21 protein-coding genes are annotated in these 16,296 nt (G+C 41.1%); 4 read left to right on the top strand and 17 right to left on the bottom strand.

Annotated elements, in window-relative coordinates; genetic code table 11:
• Entirely contained in the window at window positions 1-390 is a 390-nt protein-coding gene (locus AC6I5B_RS07410) for a BlaI/MecI/CopY family transcriptional regulator (RefSeq protein ID WP_004613977.1), read from the bottom strand.
• Between the two features lie 16 nt (window positions 391-406).
• Window positions 407-616, bottom strand: a complete 210-nt coding sequence (locus tag AC6I5B_RS07405) for a hypothetical protein (RefSeq protein WP_004613978.1) — start codon at window positions 614-616, stop codon at window positions 407-409.
• Between the two features lie 175 nt (window positions 617-791).
• On the opposite strand from AC6I5B_RS07405, the gene AC6I5B_RS07400 reads away from it, so the two are divergent.
• Genes AC6I5B_RS07400 through AC6I5B_RS07390 form a run of 3 tightly spaced genes read left to right on the top strand, consistent with a single transcriptional unit; the run spans window position 792 to window position 2,667 of the window.
• Complete coding sequence (locus tag AC6I5B_RS07400) at window positions 792-1,163, top strand: GntR family transcriptional regulator (RefSeq protein ID WP_004613979.1); 372 nt, start codon at window positions 792-794, stop codon at window positions 1,161-1,163.
• A 4-nt stretch (window positions 1,164-1,167) separates the two neighbouring features.
• Window positions 1,168-2,013, top strand: coding sequence for an ABC transporter ATP-binding protein (locus AC6I5B_RS07395; protein ID WP_004613980.1), 846 nt, complete (start codon window positions 1,168-1,170; stop codon window positions 2,011-2,013).
• A 3-nt stretch (window positions 2,014-2,016) separates the two neighbouring features.
• Window positions 2,017-2,667: an ABC-2 transporter permease gene (locus AC6I5B_RS07390; protein ID WP_004613981.1), complete on the top strand. Its 651-nt coding sequence runs from the start codon at window positions 2,017-2,019 to the stop codon at window positions 2,665-2,667.
• A 3-nt stretch (window positions 2,668-2,670) separates the two neighbouring features.
• Here the strand turns inward: AC6I5B_RS07390 and AC6I5B_RS07385 are convergent, their stop codons facing one another.
• From AC6I5B_RS07385 to AC6I5B_RS07365, 5 genes are all read right to left on the bottom strand, one after another.
• A complete protein-coding gene (locus tag AC6I5B_RS07385; protein ID WP_004613982.1) occupies window positions 2,671-3,441 on the bottom strand; it encodes a Cof-type HAD-IIB family hydrolase in 771 nt (256 codons plus the stop codon).
• Window positions 3,438-4,058 carry a uridine kinase gene (gene udk, locus AC6I5B_RS07380; protein ID WP_004613983.1) on the bottom strand — a complete coding sequence of 207 codons (621 nt, stop codon included), beginning with the start codon at window positions 4,056-4,058 and terminating at the stop codon, window positions 3,438-3,440. Before udk ends, AC6I5B_RS07385 begins: the two co-directional genes overlap by 4 nt.
• 5 nt (window positions 4,059-4,063) lie before the next feature.
• A complete protein-coding gene (locus AC6I5B_RS07375; RefSeq protein WP_004613984.1) occupies window positions 4,064-4,621 on the bottom strand; it encodes an HD domain-containing protein in 558 nt (185 codons plus the stop codon).
• Between the two features lie 16 nt (window positions 4,622-4,637).
• Window positions 4,638-5,060 carry a GNAT family N-acetyltransferase gene (locus AC6I5B_RS07370; RefSeq protein ID WP_004613985.1) on the bottom strand — a complete coding sequence of 141 codons (423 nt, stop codon included), beginning with the start codon at window positions 5,058-5,060 and terminating at the stop codon, window positions 4,638-4,640.
• An 87-nt stretch (window positions 5,061-5,147) separates the two neighbouring features.
• Entirely contained in the window at window positions 5,148-6,359 is a 1,212-nt protein-coding gene (locus tag AC6I5B_RS07365) for an iron-containing alcohol dehydrogenase (protein WP_071144285.1), read from the bottom strand.
• Window positions 6,360-6,477: 118 nt separating this feature from the next.
• On the opposite strand from AC6I5B_RS07365, the gene AC6I5B_RS07360 reads away from it, so the two are divergent.
• On the top strand, window positions 6,478-6,921 hold the full coding sequence (locus AC6I5B_RS07360) for a MerR family transcriptional regulator (protein WP_004613988.1): 444 nt from the start codon (window positions 6,478-6,480) through the stop codon (window positions 6,919-6,921).
• 23 nt (window positions 6,922-6,944) lie between these two features.
• On the opposite strand, the gene trpA is transcribed toward AC6I5B_RS07360, so the two are convergent.
• The 10 genes from trpA to AC6I5B_RS07310 form a co-directional block, all read right to left on the bottom strand.
• Window positions 6,945-7,715 carry a tryptophan synthase subunit alpha gene (trpA, locus tag AC6I5B_RS07355; protein ID WP_497773715.1) on the bottom strand — a complete coding sequence of 257 codons (771 nt, stop codon included), beginning with the start codon at window positions 7,713-7,715 and terminating at the stop codon, window positions 6,945-6,947.
• Window positions 7,708-8,898, bottom strand: coding sequence for a tryptophan synthase subunit beta (trpB, locus tag AC6I5B_RS07350; protein ID WP_412363661.1), 1,191 nt, complete (start codon window positions 8,896-8,898; stop codon window positions 7,708-7,710). The genes trpA and trpB overlap by 8 nt, the downstream gene beginning before the upstream one ends.
• Window positions 8,895-9,503, bottom strand: a complete 609-nt coding sequence (locus AC6I5B_RS07345; RefSeq protein ID WP_022250873.1) for a phosphoribosylanthranilate isomerase — start codon at window positions 9,501-9,503, stop codon at window positions 8,895-8,897. The genes trpB and AC6I5B_RS07345 overlap by 4 nt, the downstream gene beginning before the upstream one ends.
• Complete coding sequence (gene trpC / locus AC6I5B_RS07340) at window positions 9,500-10,282, bottom strand: indole-3-glycerol phosphate synthase TrpC (RefSeq protein ID WP_004613991.1); 783 nt, start codon at window positions 10,280-10,282, stop codon at window positions 9,500-9,502. The genes AC6I5B_RS07345 and trpC overlap by 4 nt, the downstream gene beginning before the upstream one ends.
• Window positions 10,279-11,310: an anthranilate phosphoribosyltransferase gene (gene trpD / locus AC6I5B_RS07335; protein WP_497773714.1), complete on the bottom strand. Its 1,032-nt coding sequence runs from the start codon at window positions 11,308-11,310 to the stop codon at window positions 10,279-10,281. Before trpD ends, trpC begins: the two co-directional genes overlap by 4 nt.
• The gene (locus AC6I5B_RS07330) at window positions 11,307-11,885 is read right to left on the bottom strand and encodes an anthranilate synthase component II (RefSeq protein ID WP_004613993.1); all 579 of its coding nucleotides are present in this window, start codon (window positions 11,883-11,885) and stop codon (window positions 11,307-11,309) included. The genes trpD and AC6I5B_RS07330 overlap by 4 nt, the downstream gene beginning before the upstream one ends.
• The gene (locus AC6I5B_RS07325) at window positions 11,882-13,348 is read right to left on the bottom strand and encodes an anthranilate synthase component I family protein (protein ID WP_004613994.1); all 1,467 of its coding nucleotides are present in this window, start codon (window positions 13,346-13,348) and stop codon (window positions 11,882-11,884) included. Before AC6I5B_RS07325 ends, AC6I5B_RS07330 begins: the two co-directional genes overlap by 4 nt.
• Window positions 13,349-13,888: 540 nt before the next feature.
• The gene (locus AC6I5B_RS07320) at window positions 13,889-14,785 is read right to left on the bottom strand and encodes an RpnC/YadD family protein (RefSeq protein WP_022250870.1); all 897 of its coding nucleotides are present in this window, start codon (window positions 14,783-14,785) and stop codon (window positions 13,889-13,891) included.
• A 229-nt stretch (window positions 14,786-15,014) separates the two neighbouring features.
• Window positions 15,015-15,251, bottom strand: a complete 237-nt coding sequence (locus AC6I5B_RS07315) for a hypothetical protein (RefSeq protein ID WP_004615568.1) — start codon at window positions 15,249-15,251, stop codon at window positions 15,015-15,017.
• 61 nt (window positions 15,252-15,312) lie between these two features.
• Window positions 15,313-16,269, bottom strand: coding sequence for a nuclease/transposase family protein (locus tag AC6I5B_RS07310; RefSeq protein WP_497773713.1), 957 nt, complete (start codon window positions 16,267-16,269; stop codon window positions 15,313-15,315).
• Between the last annotated feature and the right edge of the window lie 27 nt (window positions 16,270-16,296).

The raw sequence follows: 16,296 nt of genomic DNA, 5'->3' as shown, positions 1-16,296 counted from the left end.
TCACTCCTCCTCTGATTTTGTACTGATCTCATCCAAAAATTCTCTCAGTTCCTTTACATCCTGTCTGGAAAGTTCGTCGCCATCATATAGTGATACGACAAAATTTTTTAAGGAATTACGGTATAGTTTATCTAAAATATGTTTACTCTCTCTTCTCGAAAATTCTTCGTAAGATACAATCGGTTCATAAAAATTAGATTTTCCGTTTTTTTCACAGGAGAGATATCCTTTTTCTACAAGCCTTGACAAAAACGTCAAAATCGACGTCTTTTTCCAGCCTTTTTTTTCTCCAAATACCTCCTCAAGATAGGATGCTGTAATGGAATTCTTATTTTCCGCATTCCATATTGCCATCATAATTTCCTGTTCTGACTCTGAAATCTTTTTCATCTTCACTTCTCCGTTTCTACTCTGTTTTTAAAATAAGCGGCATGAGCTGTTCTGTACAGATACGCTCTTTTACACCGCCCTCCGGACCATAAGAAATTTTCTTTTTCTTTGCGCCGACTTCCTCACCACATACCCAAAAACTTCCATCTTTTTTTCTGATATACATTCTCTCTTCCACTTCATCTATAGATACTTCCAACACATCAAAAAATAGTTTCTGATACATAGAACCCCTCACTTTCTACATATGTAGTATATTTACATACTACATATGTAGAACAAAAAGTCAATTATTTTTTCTGCTTTCAATATTTTCCCATCGCAGCAAGGCAAACAGTATATAACACTTGACAACAGCTTTTAACTGTTATATACTGTTTGCACAAAGGAGGAACACAAGTATGAAACTTATCATAAACAATTCCTCTATGGTTCCCATCTACGAGCAGCTTGTAGATCAGATCAAATTGCTCATTCGAAGTGGCGAACTGAGAGAGAATGATATCCTGCCATCCGTCCGCGCACTGTCAAAAGAATTAAAAATCAGTGCACTGACCGTCAAAAAGTCTTATGACACATTAGAGAGTGAAGGCTTTACCGTAACCGTACACGGAAAAGGAACATATGTAAAAGCAGTCAACACCGACCTTTTATTAGAAGAACAAAAGAAAGAGGTGGAGACTGATTTCGAACAGGCAATTCTAAAAGGCAGACGATACGGAATTAGTGATGAAGATTTGAAAAATTTATTTGAATTAATTATGGAGGGATAAAACAATGTTAAAAGTAGAACATTTGCAAAAACGATACAAACAGTTTTCTCTCAATTGTTCTTTGGAGATTAAATCTGGCTATGTAACCGGACTAATAGGACAAAACGGTGCCGGAAAAAGTACAACATTTAAGGCTATTTTAGGATTGATTTCTATTGATGGCGGTGCCATTACACTTCTCGGAAAAGAGATTGAGAATTTTACAGCAAAAGACAAGGAAGCTTTGGGTGTTGTCCTATCCGACTCCGGTTTCAGCGGATATCTGACAATCCGAGATATCGTTCCGGTTTTGGAACATTTGTACCATAAATTTGACAAATATTTCTTTTTGGAACAGGTCAAAAAATACAACCTTCCACTGAATAAAAAAATCAAAGAATTTTCAACCGGTATGAAAGCAAAATTAAAAGTGCTCGTGGCTATCTCCCACCATGCAAAACTGCTCATATTAGATGAACCGACTGCCGGATTGGATGTCATCGCCAGAGATGAACTGCTTGAGTTGTTAAGAGAATTTATGGAAAAAGATGAAGACCGTGCAATCTTGATCAGCTCTCACATTTCCAGTGATCTGGAGACGCTATGTGATGATCTCTATATGATCCATGACGGAAAAATTATTCTTCACGAAGATACCGATGTATTATTGGGTGATTATGCGCTGTTAAAACTAGATGATACACAATATCATGCACTGGACAAACAATATCTTCTGCGCTCCAAAAAAGAGCCTTTCGGATACAGCTGTCTCACAGACCAAAAACAGTATTATATAGAAAATTATCCCGATATCACGATTGAAAAGGGAACCATTGATGCTGTTATTACAATGATGATCAGGGGGGAATAAAGAATGAAAGGATTACTCATAAAAGATTTTAAATTAATGAAAATGCAGAAAAACTTTTTTCTCATGATGATTGCAATCGTCATAGCAATCTCGTTTTTTCAAAATGAGATATCATTTCCACTAGGATTTTTGCCATTTGTCATATCACTTTTTTCTTTGAGTACGATCAGTTATGACGAGTTTGACAATGGAAATGCATTTTTATTCAGCCTTCCAATCAGCAGAAAAGATTATGTGAAAGAAAAATATCTGCTTTCTTTCCTGCTTGGTTTTGGTGCTCTGATCTTGGGCCTTCTGATCATCTGTGTGGCTGGCTTTCTAAAAGGAGACACGATTCCTGCGGATATCATTTGGGCTGCACTGATAATCCTATCAAGCCTCATCATAATACAGGCGATTATGCTCCCGTTTCAGCTAAAATATGGTCCTGAAAAGGCAAGAATCGCACTGATGGGAACATTCGGACTGATATTTGTAGCCGGAGTGATCTTTGTCAAGCTCACTCAAGCCGCAGGCGTTGGTACCGTCATCCTTGCAAAACTTTCTGCACTCCATGTCGGGATCTTTGCTGCCGCCATCACACTGATTGCAGCTATATTTCTTTTCTTGTCTATGCAGGCTGCCATAAAAATTGTAGAGAAAAAAGAATTTTAACCATCACAAAAGACCATACACTTTTAACGCCTTATAGATGCCGTCATCATCCACGCATGCAGTCACGTAGTCTGCATGCGTTTTCACATGCTCACCGGCATTTCCCATAGCAACTCCAATGTGCGCATACCGAAGCATATCGATGTCATTGTCTCCGTCTCCAAATGCCATGATTTCCTCTTGTCCAATCTTAAAATGCTCCAATATCTGCCTGATACCGGCAGCCTTTCCTCCTCTTTTCGGAATAATGTCAAATGCCATTGGATTCCATACATTTTCTTTGCAATCTGTAAGGTTTTCCATCAGTTGCTGTACCTTGCCTTCGCTGTCATACACAATAAACTGGTACACATTTTCTCCATTGTACGAGCCTACCTTCGGCACCGCTGTTGAGATTGCCTTCTGAGCTGCCCGAACTTTTTCATCCACAAAATTAATATACATCCTGTTCAGACCAACAAGCATAACAGGAATTTTTTTCTCCTCAAACACAGTAATCATTCTCTTTGTATCTTCCGCAGCAATCGGGAAATCATACACAAGTTCTTTCTCTCCATCCAGACAAATCTGTCCGTTCAGCATCACATACCCGTCAAATGAAATTCCCTTTACCGGAAGTTCTTCCATCTCCAGTATATGCCTCCCTGTCGCAGCAAAAACTTTAATTCCCCGCTCCCGCAGCTGACAGATGGCATCTTTTGTGCTTTCCAGGACCTTCCCCTGTTTATGTGATATCACTGTGCCATCCATATCCAAAAAAACTGCTTTTATCATCTTTTTTCCTCATCCAATATTTTCTGAATCATATTTTTTACCAGTTCAAACGCAATCGGATTCATTCCACTGTTAATGACGATATCTGCCGTGCTTCTTGTCGGTTCGACATAGAGATAATGCATTGGCTTCACCGTTGTGAGATACTGCTCTACAACACCTTCGATGTCACGTCCGCGCTCTTTCACATCACGAATAAGACGTCTTAAAATTCGTTCATCCGCATCCGCCTCTACATACACTTTAATATCCATCAGATTCCGCAGTCGCTCATCCGCAAGAACAAGAATCCCTTCCAGAAGAATCACTTTTTTTGGCTCTACACGCTCGACCTGATTAGAGCGTGTATGCAATGTATAGTCATACACCGGACATTCAATCGCCTTTCCCTCTTTTAATTCCATCAACTGCTGCACTAAAAGTTCGGTCTCCATCGCATCCGGATGATCATAGTTCGTCTTTTTACGTACTTCCAATGGTATATCACTCTGATCACGATAATAATTGTCATGATACAACACCGCTACATCATCCTTAAATTCTTTCTTTAGCTTTCTAGTAAATGTTGATTTTCCTGAGCCGGTTCCTCCGGCGATTCCTATAATGATATTCTTCATTTTTCTTACCTTTCTATTTTTTCTATCGTATCCTTTCTGATTTCTTCCCTCAACACTGTCAGATAATCCGAAAATGTAACTCTGTCATTTGCATATGTCTGATTCATCTCATACTCTTTTGGAATCCATGTAGACAAATCTGAAAAATTATGCTGTATTACGGCTTCCAGACCATCAATTGCCTTGTAGATCTTTGCTTCCAAAGTCTTTCGTTCTTCCATCTCTTTATAAAGTTGCTGCATTTCTTCCGCATAGGATTTCGGAAGACTTCTCACCCAGTCATACAACAGTTCTTCTTCCTTTTTTTCATCTTCTGCTGTTTTTTCAAACGCCGGAATATCCCCCGTGAATGCTTCCCCCAAATCGTGAATGATACACATCCGAATGACCTTGTCCATATCCGCCTCCGGGAATTCATCCCTCATAAAAAACACCATCAATGTCATCATCCAGCTGTGTTCCGCAACACTTTCCCGTCTTCCTTTTGACGTGTAACAGTGCCTCGTTGTATCTTTTAGTCGTTCCGCCACTGTCAATAAATTCAATAGTTCTCGTGCCTGCATCCAGCCTTCCTCCTTATTATTTCTTCCATAGCATCAGATATTCTGCTTCCCCTGTCGCCTCATCTGTCTGCTCATCCTGTATCTCAAACTGCTCACGTGTATAAAACTTTATCGCCCGTTCATTTTTTTGATAAACATTCAACTTCAATTGTCCTTTCAGACTTTTTACGAAATCCAAAAGCTGTTTTCCAATTCCCAAAGACTGTTCTTTCTCTCTTACAAAGATTCCCGCAATATACTCGCCATCCAAGCCTACAAATCCTTTGATTTGACCCTGCTCTTCAAACACATAAATCTCTGCATCTCCAAGCATTCCCTCGACCATCTCAAAATGCTCATCCCAGTACGTTTCCGCAATAAAATCATGTGCTTTTTTATTCGTATGCAACCAGATATACGCCACTTCGTCAAGATCTGTTTTCCTTAATTTTCGAATCATAGTTTTTCCTCCGTGACTAGTTTACCACGAAAGTCACAAGAAGTGGAATATTTTCTGAATAAAAAAGTCCCATCAAGAACTTTTTGTCTATACAGACATTTCTTGATGAGACTTTTTTGTAAACTTTCTTTGTAAACTTTCTTTAAAGATTCTAAGGATCTCGTCTCGATTCAACTCTTTATATCCACCTGACATTGGAAACGTTACATCTGCAATGCTTTCCAGCATCTCTTCATTTGCTCCAAGTTCCGAAATATTCATAACCAAACCTAGTTCGTTCATCCAGTTCTCCATCGCTTTCAAACCTTCCCTGGCAACCTGCTCATCTGTCTTTCCTTCAGGTGATACATTCCACACATTCACTGCAAAACGTTTGAATTTTTCAAGACCATATGGCATGATATACCGATAATACGGAAGCGAAACCGCTGCAAGTGTCATACCATGTGTCGCATTTGTGTAGCCACCTACTGCCTGACCAAGCATGTGCACCATCCAATCAGCACTTTTTCCCATTGCCACCAACGTGTTCAATGCCCATGTTGCGGTCCACATAATATTGCTTCGCGCTTCATAATCCTGTGGATTTTTCACTGCCACACGGCTGGATTTCAGCAGCGAACGCATCAGCCCTTCACTCATATAATCGCTGGTGTTATCATCTTCTCCCGAAAAATACTGCTCACAAATATGGTTGAATATGTCGTAAATACCGGATACCATCTGATATTTTGGAAGAGTCATTGTATATCCCGGATTTAAGATTGAAAATCTCGGCATAATTTTTTCATCTGCAAATACATGTCCGATTTTCTGTTTTGTATCCTGATTGGTAATCACAGAACCAGCGTTCATCTCAGAGCCTGTTCCAACCATTGTCAGCACACAACCAACCGGAATCACTTCACAATCCGGCTCCTCAAAACGGATAAAATATTTTTCCCACGGATCTTCCTTACAATTGACAGAAACCGATACTGCCTTAGAATAGTCGCAGACAGATCCTCCACCGACAGCCAGCAACAAGTCCGCCTGATGGCTCTTAGCGATCTCAACACCCTCATACAACTTTGCAAGTGTTGGGTTTGGCATAACTCCGGCGATTTCCGCCACATTCTTTCCATTCTTTTTCAGAATTTCGATCACTTCATCATAGATTCCATTCTTCTTAATTGAACCGCCACCATAGACTAAAACAACATTTTTCCCATACTTTTGGAGCTCCTCATTCAGATAATTCAGAGAGTCCTCTCCAAAATAGAGCTTTGTAGGGTTACAATACGAAAAATTACCTAACATAACATTTATCCTCCTAACAATTCATTGACATTATTATTTTCTTGTGATACTGTCATATTAATACCTAAACTTAACTTTAGGTCAAGAGGTTTTTCAAAATTTTCAGGAGGTTTTTCACATGTATACAATCGGACAAATATCTGAAATGTTTCAACTGCCGATTTCCACACTTCGCTATTATGATAAAGAAGGACTTTTTCCGGATTTAGAGCGTTCTTCCGGCATTCGCAGGTTCAGCGAAAAAGAAATCGAGGCGCTTCGCGTGATTGAATGTCTGAAAAAATCTGGGCTGGAAATCAAAGACATAAAATTATTTATGGAATGGTGTTCTGAAGGAAGCGCTACCTACCAAAGACGCAAAGAACTATTTGAGCGCCAAAAAGAAATTGTACAAAAAGAAATCGCAAAATTGGAAAAGGTTTTGGATATGCTTCAATTCAAATGCTGGTACTATGATCAGGCAGTCAAAGACGGGAACGAAGACCGAATCCAAAGCATTCTGCCCGATCGTCTCCCAGAAGACATTCAGAAAATATACAATCGTTCTCACAATGATCAATAGAAGGGAAATGTTTCCCTTCTAAATCATCTCAAGCTGTCTTTCATTGTTTTCACATATGCTCCGACATATTCGGGCGCCTCTTTTTTATATGTCTCAAGCAGCTTAACAATCGCCGAGCCGACGATCGCACCGTCTGAAATATTCGCCATCTTCTTTGCCTGCTCTGGAGTTGATATTCCAAATCCAATTGCACAAGGAATATCTGTATTCTGTCGTACTACCTCGACAATAGATGCTAAATCTGTCTTGATCTCACTTCTCGCTCCGGTCACTCCAAGACTTGACACGATATATAAAAATCCTTCTGCTTCTTTTGCGATCATTGCAATACGGTTTGCAGAAGTCGGAGCGATTAGCGAGATCAAATCTATCCCATATTGATGGCAAACCGGCAAAAATTCTTCTTTTTCTTCAAATGGCAGATCCGGCAGAATCAATCCGTCAATCTCACACTCTTTACAGGAAGAAAGAAACCGTTCTGCACCGTAAGAAAATACAACGTTTGCATATGTCATAAATACCATCGGCACTTTCACATCTTTTCGCAGCTCTTTCACAAATGCAAATATTTTATCTGTTGTCACACCACCACTTAATGCCCTCAAGTTTGCCCCCTGAATTACATTTCCCTCCGCGGTAGGATCTGAAAATGGGATGCCAAGTTCAATCAGATCTGCCCCGTTTTCCACCGCTGCCCGAACTACAGCCCCGGTTGTCTCCAGATCCGGATCACCGCAGGTGATAAACGGAATAAATGCTTTTCCTTGTTCAAATGCTTTTCGAATATTACTCATAGATATCCTCCCCTCTATAGCGTGCAATTGCAGCACAATCTTTATCTCCTCTGCCCGATACAGTAATGACAAGAATCTGATCTGTTTTCATTTCAGGTGCAAGTTTCATGGCATAGGCAACTGCGTGTGCAGACTCAATCGCCGGAATGATTCCCTCCGTCTTTGCCAGATATTCAAATGCATCCACCGCCTCATCATCTGTCACCGGAACATATTCTGCTCTCCCAAGATCGTGCAGATGTGCATGTTCCGGCCCGATTCCCGGATAGTCAAGCCCTGCAGAGATCGAATATACCGGCGCGATCTGCCCATACTCATCCTGGCAGAAATATGATTTCATACCATGGAAGATTCCAAGTGTTCCCGTATTGACTGTCGCTGCGGTCTCGCGCGTATCAATTCCTCTTCCAGCCGCTTCACAGCCGATCAGCCGAACTTCTTTGTCGTCAATAAAGTGATAAAAACTGCCAATCGCATTTGATCCTCCTCCTACACAGGCAACTACTGCATCCGGAAGTTTCCCTTCTTTTTCCAGTATCTGCGCCTTAATCTCCTTGGAAATGACAGCCTGAAAGTCACGCACAATCGTAGGAAACGGATGCGGTCCCATCACCGAGCCGAGACAATAATGTGTGTCACTGATGCGTGAAGTCCATTCCCGCATTGCCTCAGAGACCGCATCTTTTAAAGTGGCAGTTCCTGTTCTAACCGGTATCACTTCCGCTCCAAGAAGCCGCATCCGATACACATTGAGCGCCTGCCGGATTGTGTCTTCTTCTCCCATAAACACCACACATTCCATTCCTAAAAGCGCAGCTGCCGTAGCAGTGGCAACTCCATGCTGACCGGCTCCGGTCTCTGCAATCAAACGTGTTTTTCCCATCTTCTTTGCAAGAAGCGCCTGACCAAGCACATTATTGATTTTATGTGCACCAGTATGATTCAAGTCTTCACGTTTCAGATAAATCTTCGCCCCGCCCAGATCTTTTGTCATCTTCTGTGCAAAATAAAGTCTTGACGGTCTCCCCGCATATTCGTTTAATAATTCCGTAAGTTCCCGGTTAAATTCCGGGTCGTTTTTATAATAATTATACGCTTCTTCCAATTCAATCACTGCATTCATCAAGGTTTCCGGAATGTACTGTCCACCGTGAATGCCAAAACGTCCATTTTGATTTGTCATATTTTCTCTTCCCTTCTTACTGCTGCGACAAATGCCGCCATTTTTTTCTGATCTTTTTTCCCATCTGTCTCAATGCTGGAACTGACATCCACGCCATCCGGATGCAATCTTTGTATCGCCTCGGATACATTGTGGCTTGTAATGCCTCCTGCAAGAAAATAAGGTCTTTCTATCGTTTGGATCAGCTTCCAGTCAAACACTTTTCCTGTCCCCGCTCCGGAATCCAATAAGAGCATATCCGCTTCACTTTCCTCTGCCCTCTTAACATCTTTTTCCATCTTTATGCGAAATGCCTGAATGATCGGTCTGTCAGACATCTTTCGAAGTATTTTTATATATGCGTTGTCTTCCTCACCATGAAGCTGCGCTATATCTATGACACCGCTGTTTAGAAGTCCTGCAACCTGCTTTGGCTCTTCATTTACAAACACACCGACCACCTGTATCCCTGTCTGCAAATATTTTCTAAGTTCCGCTACTTTTTCAGGACTTATATATCTCCTGCTTTTCGCTGCAAATACAAACCCAACATACTCCGGATGCAGGGCATTGGCTGCCTCAATGTCACAAACCCGCCTCAAACCGCACAGTTTTATCTTCGTCATATCACACCTCGCAGTTCTCTCAGCTTTGCCTTTTTATCTGCGGCACGCATCAGTGTCTCACCGATCAGTACAGCATCCGCCCCAATCTCACGAAGTTTTTTTACATCCTTTGCACTTTGAACACCACTTTCCGACACAAACAAGATTTCCGTTGGAATCTGTTCCCGCAGCCTGCGACTGTTGTCCGTATCCACCGAAAAATCTTTGAGATTCCGATTATTGACACCGATAATGCGTGACTTTGCGTCCACCGCCATCTGCACTTCCCGTTCATCGTGTGCCTCAACCAAAGCGGAAAGCCCGAGCATATCACAAATCTGAATGTATTCACGAATCTGTTCTTTTGAAAGAATCGAACAGATTAAAAGTACTGCGGATGCCCCAAGCACCTTCGCCTCGTAAATCATATATTCATCCACTGTAAAATCCTTGCGGATACACGGAATTTTAACCATACTTACAATCTCTTCCAGATACCTGTCACTTCCTAAAAACCATCTGGGTTCCGTCAGCACTGAGATACAGTCAGCTCCCGCCGCCTCATATTCCCTTGCAATTTTCTGATACGGGAAATCAGAAGCAATCACTCCTTTCGATGGAGATGCTTTCTTACATTCACAAATAAAAGAGAGTTCCGGCTTTTTCAGTGCTTTTTCAAATGCAAATATTCCCTTTGGCAGTTCCAGTGCTCTCCCCCTCATCTGTTCAGGCGATATTTTTCTTTTTGCCTGCCTGGTACGCTCTTTTGCATAATCTGCGAGTTCTTCTAAAACAGTCATTCTTTCACCTCCTGACGATTGCTTATTTTTATCAGTCTGCGCAGAGTCTCGAGTGCTTTTCCGGAATCAATCAGTCTGCCTGCAAGTGCAATTCCTTCCTCCATACTTTCCGCCTTACCCCCGATATACAATGATGCTCCAGCATTCATCAGAACTGCATTTCTCTTATGTCCGCGTTCTCCGTTTAAAATACTGAGCGTAATATCCGCATTCTCCTTTGGGCTTCCACCTCTTAACTCTTCTTTTGTACAACGCTCAAACCCAAACATTTCCGGAGTGATTACAGAAGACTTGAACCATCCGTCCCGAATCTCGCAAACAGTTGTCGGCGCACTCATAGAAATCTCATCTAATTTATCCTGCCCATACACAACCATTCCTCGTTTCACTCCCAAATTGATCAACACCTGAGCAAGTGGTTCCACAAGATATTCGTCATATACTCCCAAAAGCTGCATAGACGGTGTCCCCGGATTGGTAAGTGGTCCTAAAATATTAAACACTGTGCGAAAACCAAGCTCCTTACGAATCGCTCCCACATATTTCATAGATGCATGATATTTCTGTGCGAAGAAAAAGCACATTCCCACTTCCCGCAAAAGTTCCACGCATTTTTCAGGGCTTTGCTGAATGTTCACACCAAGCGCCTCCAGACAATCTGCTGTTCCACACTGGGAAGATGCTGCCCGATTTCCATGCTTTGCCACTTTCATTCCACCGGCAGCTGCGACAAGCGCCGATGTAGTCGAAATATTAAAGCTATGGGCATTGTCTCCACCTGTTCCTACAATCTCAAACAATTCCATATCTGTCTCCACCTTTGTGGCATGTGCCCGCATTGCCGCCGCACAGCCGGCAATCTCGTCTGTCGTCTCGGCCCTTGCGCTCTTCGTGGAAAGCGCCGCAAGAAACGCCGCATTCTGTGTGGCAGTTGTCTCTCCGCTCATAATCTCATTCATCACCGCATATGCCTCTTTATAAGTAAGATCCTCTTTATTTACGATTTTTACAATTGCTTCTTTGATCATCTGCTCATACCCCCCTGCAAGAAATTTTTTAACATGGTTTTTCCATCTGGCGTCATAATTGATTCTGGATGAAACTGCACCCCGTAAATCGGATAGTCTTTATGCTGTACTGCCATGACCTCTCCATCTTCCGTTTTCGCTGTCACTTTCAGACATTCCGGCATCGTTTTCATCTCAGCCGCAAGTGAATGATAGCGCGCCACTTGCATATTTTCCGGACAAGCTTGAAATAGCAAACAGTCCTTGTCAAATGTAATCTGCGACTGTTTCCCGTGCATCAGTTCTTTTGCATAGGTGACCGTTGCTCCAAACGCTGCACAGATTGCCTGATGCCCAAGGCAGACACCAAATGTTGGAATCTTTTTTCCAAGTGTCTTTGCCACTTCTATAATAACACCTGCATCCTCTGGTCTTCCCGGTCCGGGCGAGAGAATGATGCGTTTGGGATTCAACGCTCTGATTTCTTCCACTGTCATCTCATCGTTTCGAATCACCCGAATATCCTGCTCCATCTCACCGATCAGCTGATACAGGTTGTAAGAAAAACTATCATAATTATCAATCAGTAAAATCATATTTCTCCCTCCTCTGCCAATTTCAATGCATCCACAACAGCTTTTGCCTTATTGATGCACTCTGTATATTCTTTTTCCGGAACAGAATCGGCGACAATTCCCGCTCCTGACCTTACAAATACCTTTCCGTTTTTCTTATATGCAATGCGAATTGCAATACAGGTATCCATATTTCCGGTAAAATCAATGTACCCGATTGCCCCTCCGTAAATGCCACGTTTGTTATTCTCCAACTCTCCGATCAACTGACACGCCCTGATTTTCGGAGCACCTGAAAGCGTTCCGGCAGGCAGTACCGCCTCGATTGCATCAAGCGCATCTTTTCCCTTGCAAATTTCCCCACGCACAGTCGATCCGATATGCATGACATGCGAGAAGTATTCGATAGTATGAAACTTTTCTACCTTCACCGTTCCAAATCTGCTGATTTTTCCGAGATCATTTCTTCCAAGATCAACTAGCATATTATGTTCTGCAAGTTCCTTTTCATCTGCAAGCAGTTCTTGCGAAAGGGCTCTGTCTTCCTCATTTGTTTTCCCCCTCGGTCTCGTTCCTGCAAGCGGAAATGTATGCAAAATTCCATTTTCCAGTTTCACCAAAGTCTCCGGCGATGCACCGGCAACCTCAACATCCGTACCGGAAAAATAAAACATATATGGCGACGGATTAATTGTCCGAAGCATGCGGTAAGTATTCAGCAGACTTCCTTCAAACGGGGCACTCAGACGATTAGAAAGTACAATCTGGAAAATATCTCCCTCCCGGATATATTGTTTTGCCTGTTCTACCATGCCACAGAATTGCTCTTTCTCAAACAGTGGTATGACTTCTCCCATCAAACATCCTTTTGTTTCCTGCTTTTTTTCACCTTTTTTCAACAATTCTACAAGCTGTTTTAACTCCAGCACCGTCTTGTTATAACCAACTTCTATATCGTCCAGAGACATATTTACAATCAAAATGATTTTCTGACGAACATGATCAAATGCAATGACTTTATCAAACAGCATCAAATCCACATCTTTAAATGCCTCACTGTCTTCCACCCTGCATCTCACAGATGGTTCACTGTATCCCAGATAGTCATAAGAAAAATAACCGACTAGTCCTCCTGTAAAAGAAGGCAGATACGCAAATCGAGGACTTTTGTAATCTGCAAGAATCTGTCTGATATGCTCTGAAGGATTCTCCGTCTCAATTTTGACATTCCCAATTTGCATTTCCCCGTCAATACAGGTGATTTCTAACTTGGGCGCAAATCCAAGAAAGGTATAACGTCCCCACTGTTCATCTGCCACAGCCGACTCCAGCATATAACAATGTGTGGATACATTTTTCAATATTTTCATCGTCTCAATTGGTGTTGTAAAATCAGATAAAATCTCACAACTGATTGGCACAACATTGTATTGTCCGCTCTCTGCAATCTTTTTCACTTCACGAAATTCCGGTAATATTTTCATAATCACGACCTCCTCTTACACACTTTGTTCAAGTCACAATTACATTCTGTCAAAATTTTTTCAGTTCTTGAATAGCGTTTTTATACCACAAAAAAACGTCCTTGACAGAATGATAGTTTCTGTCAAGGACGAATAGTGTACATGTATAACAGGTACGACACAATCCGCGGTGCCACCTTGAATTCACGGAATCTCCGTGCTCTTAGCAGGATACAAACATACCCTCGGCAACTGACGTATGCCTACACGTTGCAGAATACTCTGTAAATATAAACTTTACATTTGACTGCACCCTCCGCGGTCCATTTGACAACTTGTTTCTCATCTGGTTCTCAGCATCCCAAACTCTCTGTAAAGGCATCATTGCCGTTATCTCCGCTTCAACGGTTTGACGTATTAAATTTTTTATTACAATAGCACATGATTTTTTTTGTGTCAAGACAATTTTGAAAATTCATGTAAATTCCTTCATGTAAAATTGCCATATATGATACCACAAAGCATGACAGTGCTGCTCCGATCAACATAATTTCGCTACTTTTATTTCCAATACTTTTCTACAGACTGCTTTGCTTCTTCCTCTGACATTGAAAAATCTTTTCTAAGTTTCGCTATTGTCTGTTCTTTGGATATCTGAAAATCCATGCAGGTCTTAATCATCCCCTCAAGCAATCCAGTTTCTCGACCAGCCTTATGTCCTTCATTCCATGCCTCTTCTTTCAAAAAGTCTCGAAATTCATTCTCATCATACTCTGTCAAAATCATTTCAATAACCTCCGCTCGGTTTTTCCGAAGTATCTCAGACAGTATTCCCTTCTTAATACAGACATCCACAGCATTTTCTACAGCATCTTCAAATATCATTCCCACCGCTATATTTTCACGAATAATCGCAATAAATTGAGCATATTCCTTCAATGCTTTGCACTTTTCCATCAACCTTCGGTTATGCCCAAGATTAATATTAAGAACTAACGCAGTACATTCTAATGCTGGTGTTGCTCCCTTCCCATTTGTGATAAACAAATCGCTCAGCTTCAGCTCCTGCCGTTCCGGTTCTTCTTTCGTCCCATTGTAAAAAACAAGATACTGTGGAAACGGAATATAAAGTGGTGAATTCGTATACAACCGCTGTTTTACCGACTCAATCTGCTCCCGATACAGAGATGAAAAATAAAACAGCCCGCGTAATGGCAGATTTGGGCTATACGAGCTTTGATGTTCATAAAGATTCAGCACATCATCAATCAGAAATGACAAATCATTCTTCATCCCCATATATACAACATCTTCAATCGTTGTAATTGTCAAATCTTCCGGATTGGTATAATCACTGTTATTTATCGCATTGTAAAGCTCCAGCAAATCTTTCTTGTCCTGAAAAATAAGGCGAAATAATCTGTCTTTATACTTCTTATTTATTTTATGTAATGTCAATCTTTGTTCCTCCTTCATTGTATCAAACATCATTTTATGAATCAATCAACAAAAAGAGAAAATACTCCCATAGGCATCACCGACTTTCTTTTGTATCTTACAAGTTGGATTTTATTTGTGACGACCGCCACAGAATTTTAGAAATGTTAAAAACTTCTTAGATGTTAAAATTTTGAAGGTAGAGAACTGCCCTCTAATTCTACCAAACAATTCTCACCTCTCTTCAATTTTATTTCCAACACTTTTCTACAAACTTCCCTGCTTCTTCCTCCGATATCGAAAAATCTTTTCGAAGCTTCTCTATTATCTGTTCTTTGGATACCTGAAAATCCATGCAGGTCTTAATCGTTCCCTCAATCAGTCCTGTTCGCATTCCACGCTCTATTCCAGCCTTGTGCCCCTCATTCCATGCTTCTTCTTTCAAAAAATCTCGAAATTCATTCTCATCACATTCTGTCAAAATCATTTCAATAACCTCCGCTCGGTTTTTCCAAAGTACCTCAGACAGTATTCCTTCGCCTACATTTTTATTTCCAATACTTTTCTACAGACTGCTCTGCTTCTTCCTCCGACATTGAAAAATCTTGTTTAAGTTTCTCCATTGTCTGTTCTTTGGATATCTGAAAATCTATGCAGGTCTTAATCGTCCCCTCAATCAATCCAGTTCGCATTCCACGCTCTATTCCGTCTTCCATTCCAGCCTTATGACCTTCATTCCATGCCTCTTCTTTCAAAAAATCTCGAAATTCATTCTCATCATACTCTGTCAAAATCATTTCAATAACCTCCGCTCGGTTTTTTCGAAGTATCTCAGACAGTATTCCCTTCTTAATACAGACATCCACAGCATTTTCTACAGCATCTTCAAATATCATTCCCACCGCTATATTTTCACGAATAATCGCAATAAATTGAGCATATTCCTTCAATGCTTTGCACTTTTCCATCAACCTTCGGTTATGCCCAAGATTAATATTAAGAACTAACGTAGTACATTCTAATGCTGGTGTTACTACCTTTCCATTTGTGATAAACAAATCACTCAGCTTCAGCTCCTGCCGTTCCGGTTCTTCTTTCGTCCCATTGTAAAAAACAAGATACTGTGGAAACGGAATATAAAGTGGTGAATTCGTATACAACCGCTGTTTTACCGACTCAATCTGCTCCCGATACAGAGATGAAAAATAAAACAGCCCGCGTAATGGCAGATTTGGGCTATACGAGCTTTGATGTTCATAAAGATTCAGCACATCATCAATCAGAAATGACAAATCATTCTTCATCCCCATATATACAACATCTTCAATCGTTGTAATTGTCAAATCTTCCGGATTGGTATAATCACTGTTATTTATCGCATTGTAAAGCTCCAGCAAATCTTTCTTGTCCTGAAAAATAAGGCGAAATAGTCTGTCTTTATACTTCTTATTTATTTTATGTAATGTCAATCTTTGGTAAGCGCAAAATATTGCTACGCTGCCCATGAATCACGCTTGCACCAAAATGATAGA

The organism is Faecalimonas nexilis (assembly GCF_059731825.1).
The sequence above is the reverse complement of the archived record's forward strand: the minus strand, read 5'-3'. Positions and strand labels throughout refer to the sequence as shown.

What these genes read in the sequence shown, in the direction of transcription:
- AC6I5B_RS07315 (WP_004615568.1), bottom strand. Translation starts at nt 15,251, where the DNA reads ATGATTTTGACAGAATGTGATGAGAATGAATTTCGAGATTTTTTGAAA.
- AC6I5B_RS07325 (WP_004613994.1), bottom strand. Translation starts at nt 13,348, where the DNA reads ATGAAAATATTACCGGAATTTCGTGAAGTGAAAAAGATTGCAGAGAGC.
- AC6I5B_RS07405 (WP_004613978.1), bottom strand. Translation starts at nt 616, where the DNA reads ATGTATCAGAAACTATTTTTTGATGTGTTGGAAGTATCTATAGATGAA.
- AC6I5B_RS07385 (WP_004613982.1), bottom strand. Translation starts at nt 3,441, where the DNA reads ATGATAAAAGCAGTTTTTTTGGATATGGATGGCACAGTGATATCACAT.
- udk (WP_004613983.1), bottom strand. Translation starts at nt 4,058, where the DNA reads ATGAAGAATATCATTATAGGAATCGCCGGAGGAACCGGCTCAGGAAAA.
- trpC (WP_004613991.1), bottom strand. Translation starts at nt 10,282, where the DNA reads ATGACTGTTTTAGAAGAACTCGCAGATTATGCAAAAGAGCGTACCAGG.
- AC6I5B_RS07365 (WP_071144285.1), bottom strand. Translation starts at nt 6,359, where the DNA reads ATGTTAGGTAATTTTTCGTATTGTAACCCTACAAAGCTCTATTTTGGA.
- AC6I5B_RS07375 (WP_004613984.1), bottom strand. Translation starts at nt 4,621, where the DNA reads ATGCAGGCACGAGAACTATTGAATTTATTGACAGTGGCGGAACGACTA.
- trpA (WP_497773715.1), bottom strand. Translation starts at nt 7,715, where the DNA reads ATGAGTAATATTCGAAAAGCATTTGAACAAGGAAAAGCATTTATTCCG.
- AC6I5B_RS07330 (WP_004613993.1), bottom strand. Translation starts at nt 11,885, where the DNA reads ATGATTTTACTGATTGATAATTATGATAGTTTTTCTTACAACCTGTAT.
- AC6I5B_RS07310 (WP_497773713.1), bottom strand. Translation starts at nt 16,269, where the DNA reads ATGGGCAGCGTAGCAATATTTTGCGCTTACCAAAGATTGACATTACAT.
- AC6I5B_RS07360 (WP_004613988.1), top strand. Translation starts at nt 6,478, where the DNA reads ATGTATACAATCGGACAAATATCTGAAATGTTTCAACTGCCGATTTCC.
- AC6I5B_RS07390 (WP_004613981.1), top strand. Translation starts at nt 2,017, where the DNA reads ATGAAAGGATTACTCATAAAAGATTTTAAATTAATGAAAATGCAGAAA.
- AC6I5B_RS07410 (WP_004613977.1), bottom strand. Translation starts at nt 390, where the DNA reads ATGAAAAAGATTTCAGAGTCAGAACAGGAAATTATGATGGCAATATGG.
- trpD (WP_497773714.1), bottom strand. Translation starts at nt 11,310, where the DNA reads ATGATCAAAGAAGCAATTGTAAAAATCGTAAATAAAGAGGATCTTACT.
- trpB (WP_412363661.1), bottom strand. Translation starts at nt 8,898, where the DNA reads ATGACAAATCAAAATGGACGTTTTGGCATTCACGGTGGACAGTACATT.
- AC6I5B_RS07400 (WP_004613979.1), top strand. Translation starts at nt 792, where the DNA reads ATGAAACTTATCATAAACAATTCCTCTATGGTTCCCATCTACGAGCAG.
- AC6I5B_RS07395 (WP_004613980.1), top strand. Translation starts at nt 1,168, where the DNA reads ATGTTAAAAGTAGAACATTTGCAAAAACGATACAAACAGTTTTCTCTC.
- AC6I5B_RS07345 (WP_022250873.1), bottom strand. Translation starts at nt 9,503, where the DNA reads ATGACGAAGATAAAACTGTGCGGTTTGAGGCGGGTTTGTGACATTGAG.
- AC6I5B_RS07370 (WP_004613985.1), bottom strand. Translation starts at nt 5,060, where the DNA reads ATGATTCGAAAATTAAGGAAAACAGATCTTGACGAAGTGGCGTATATC.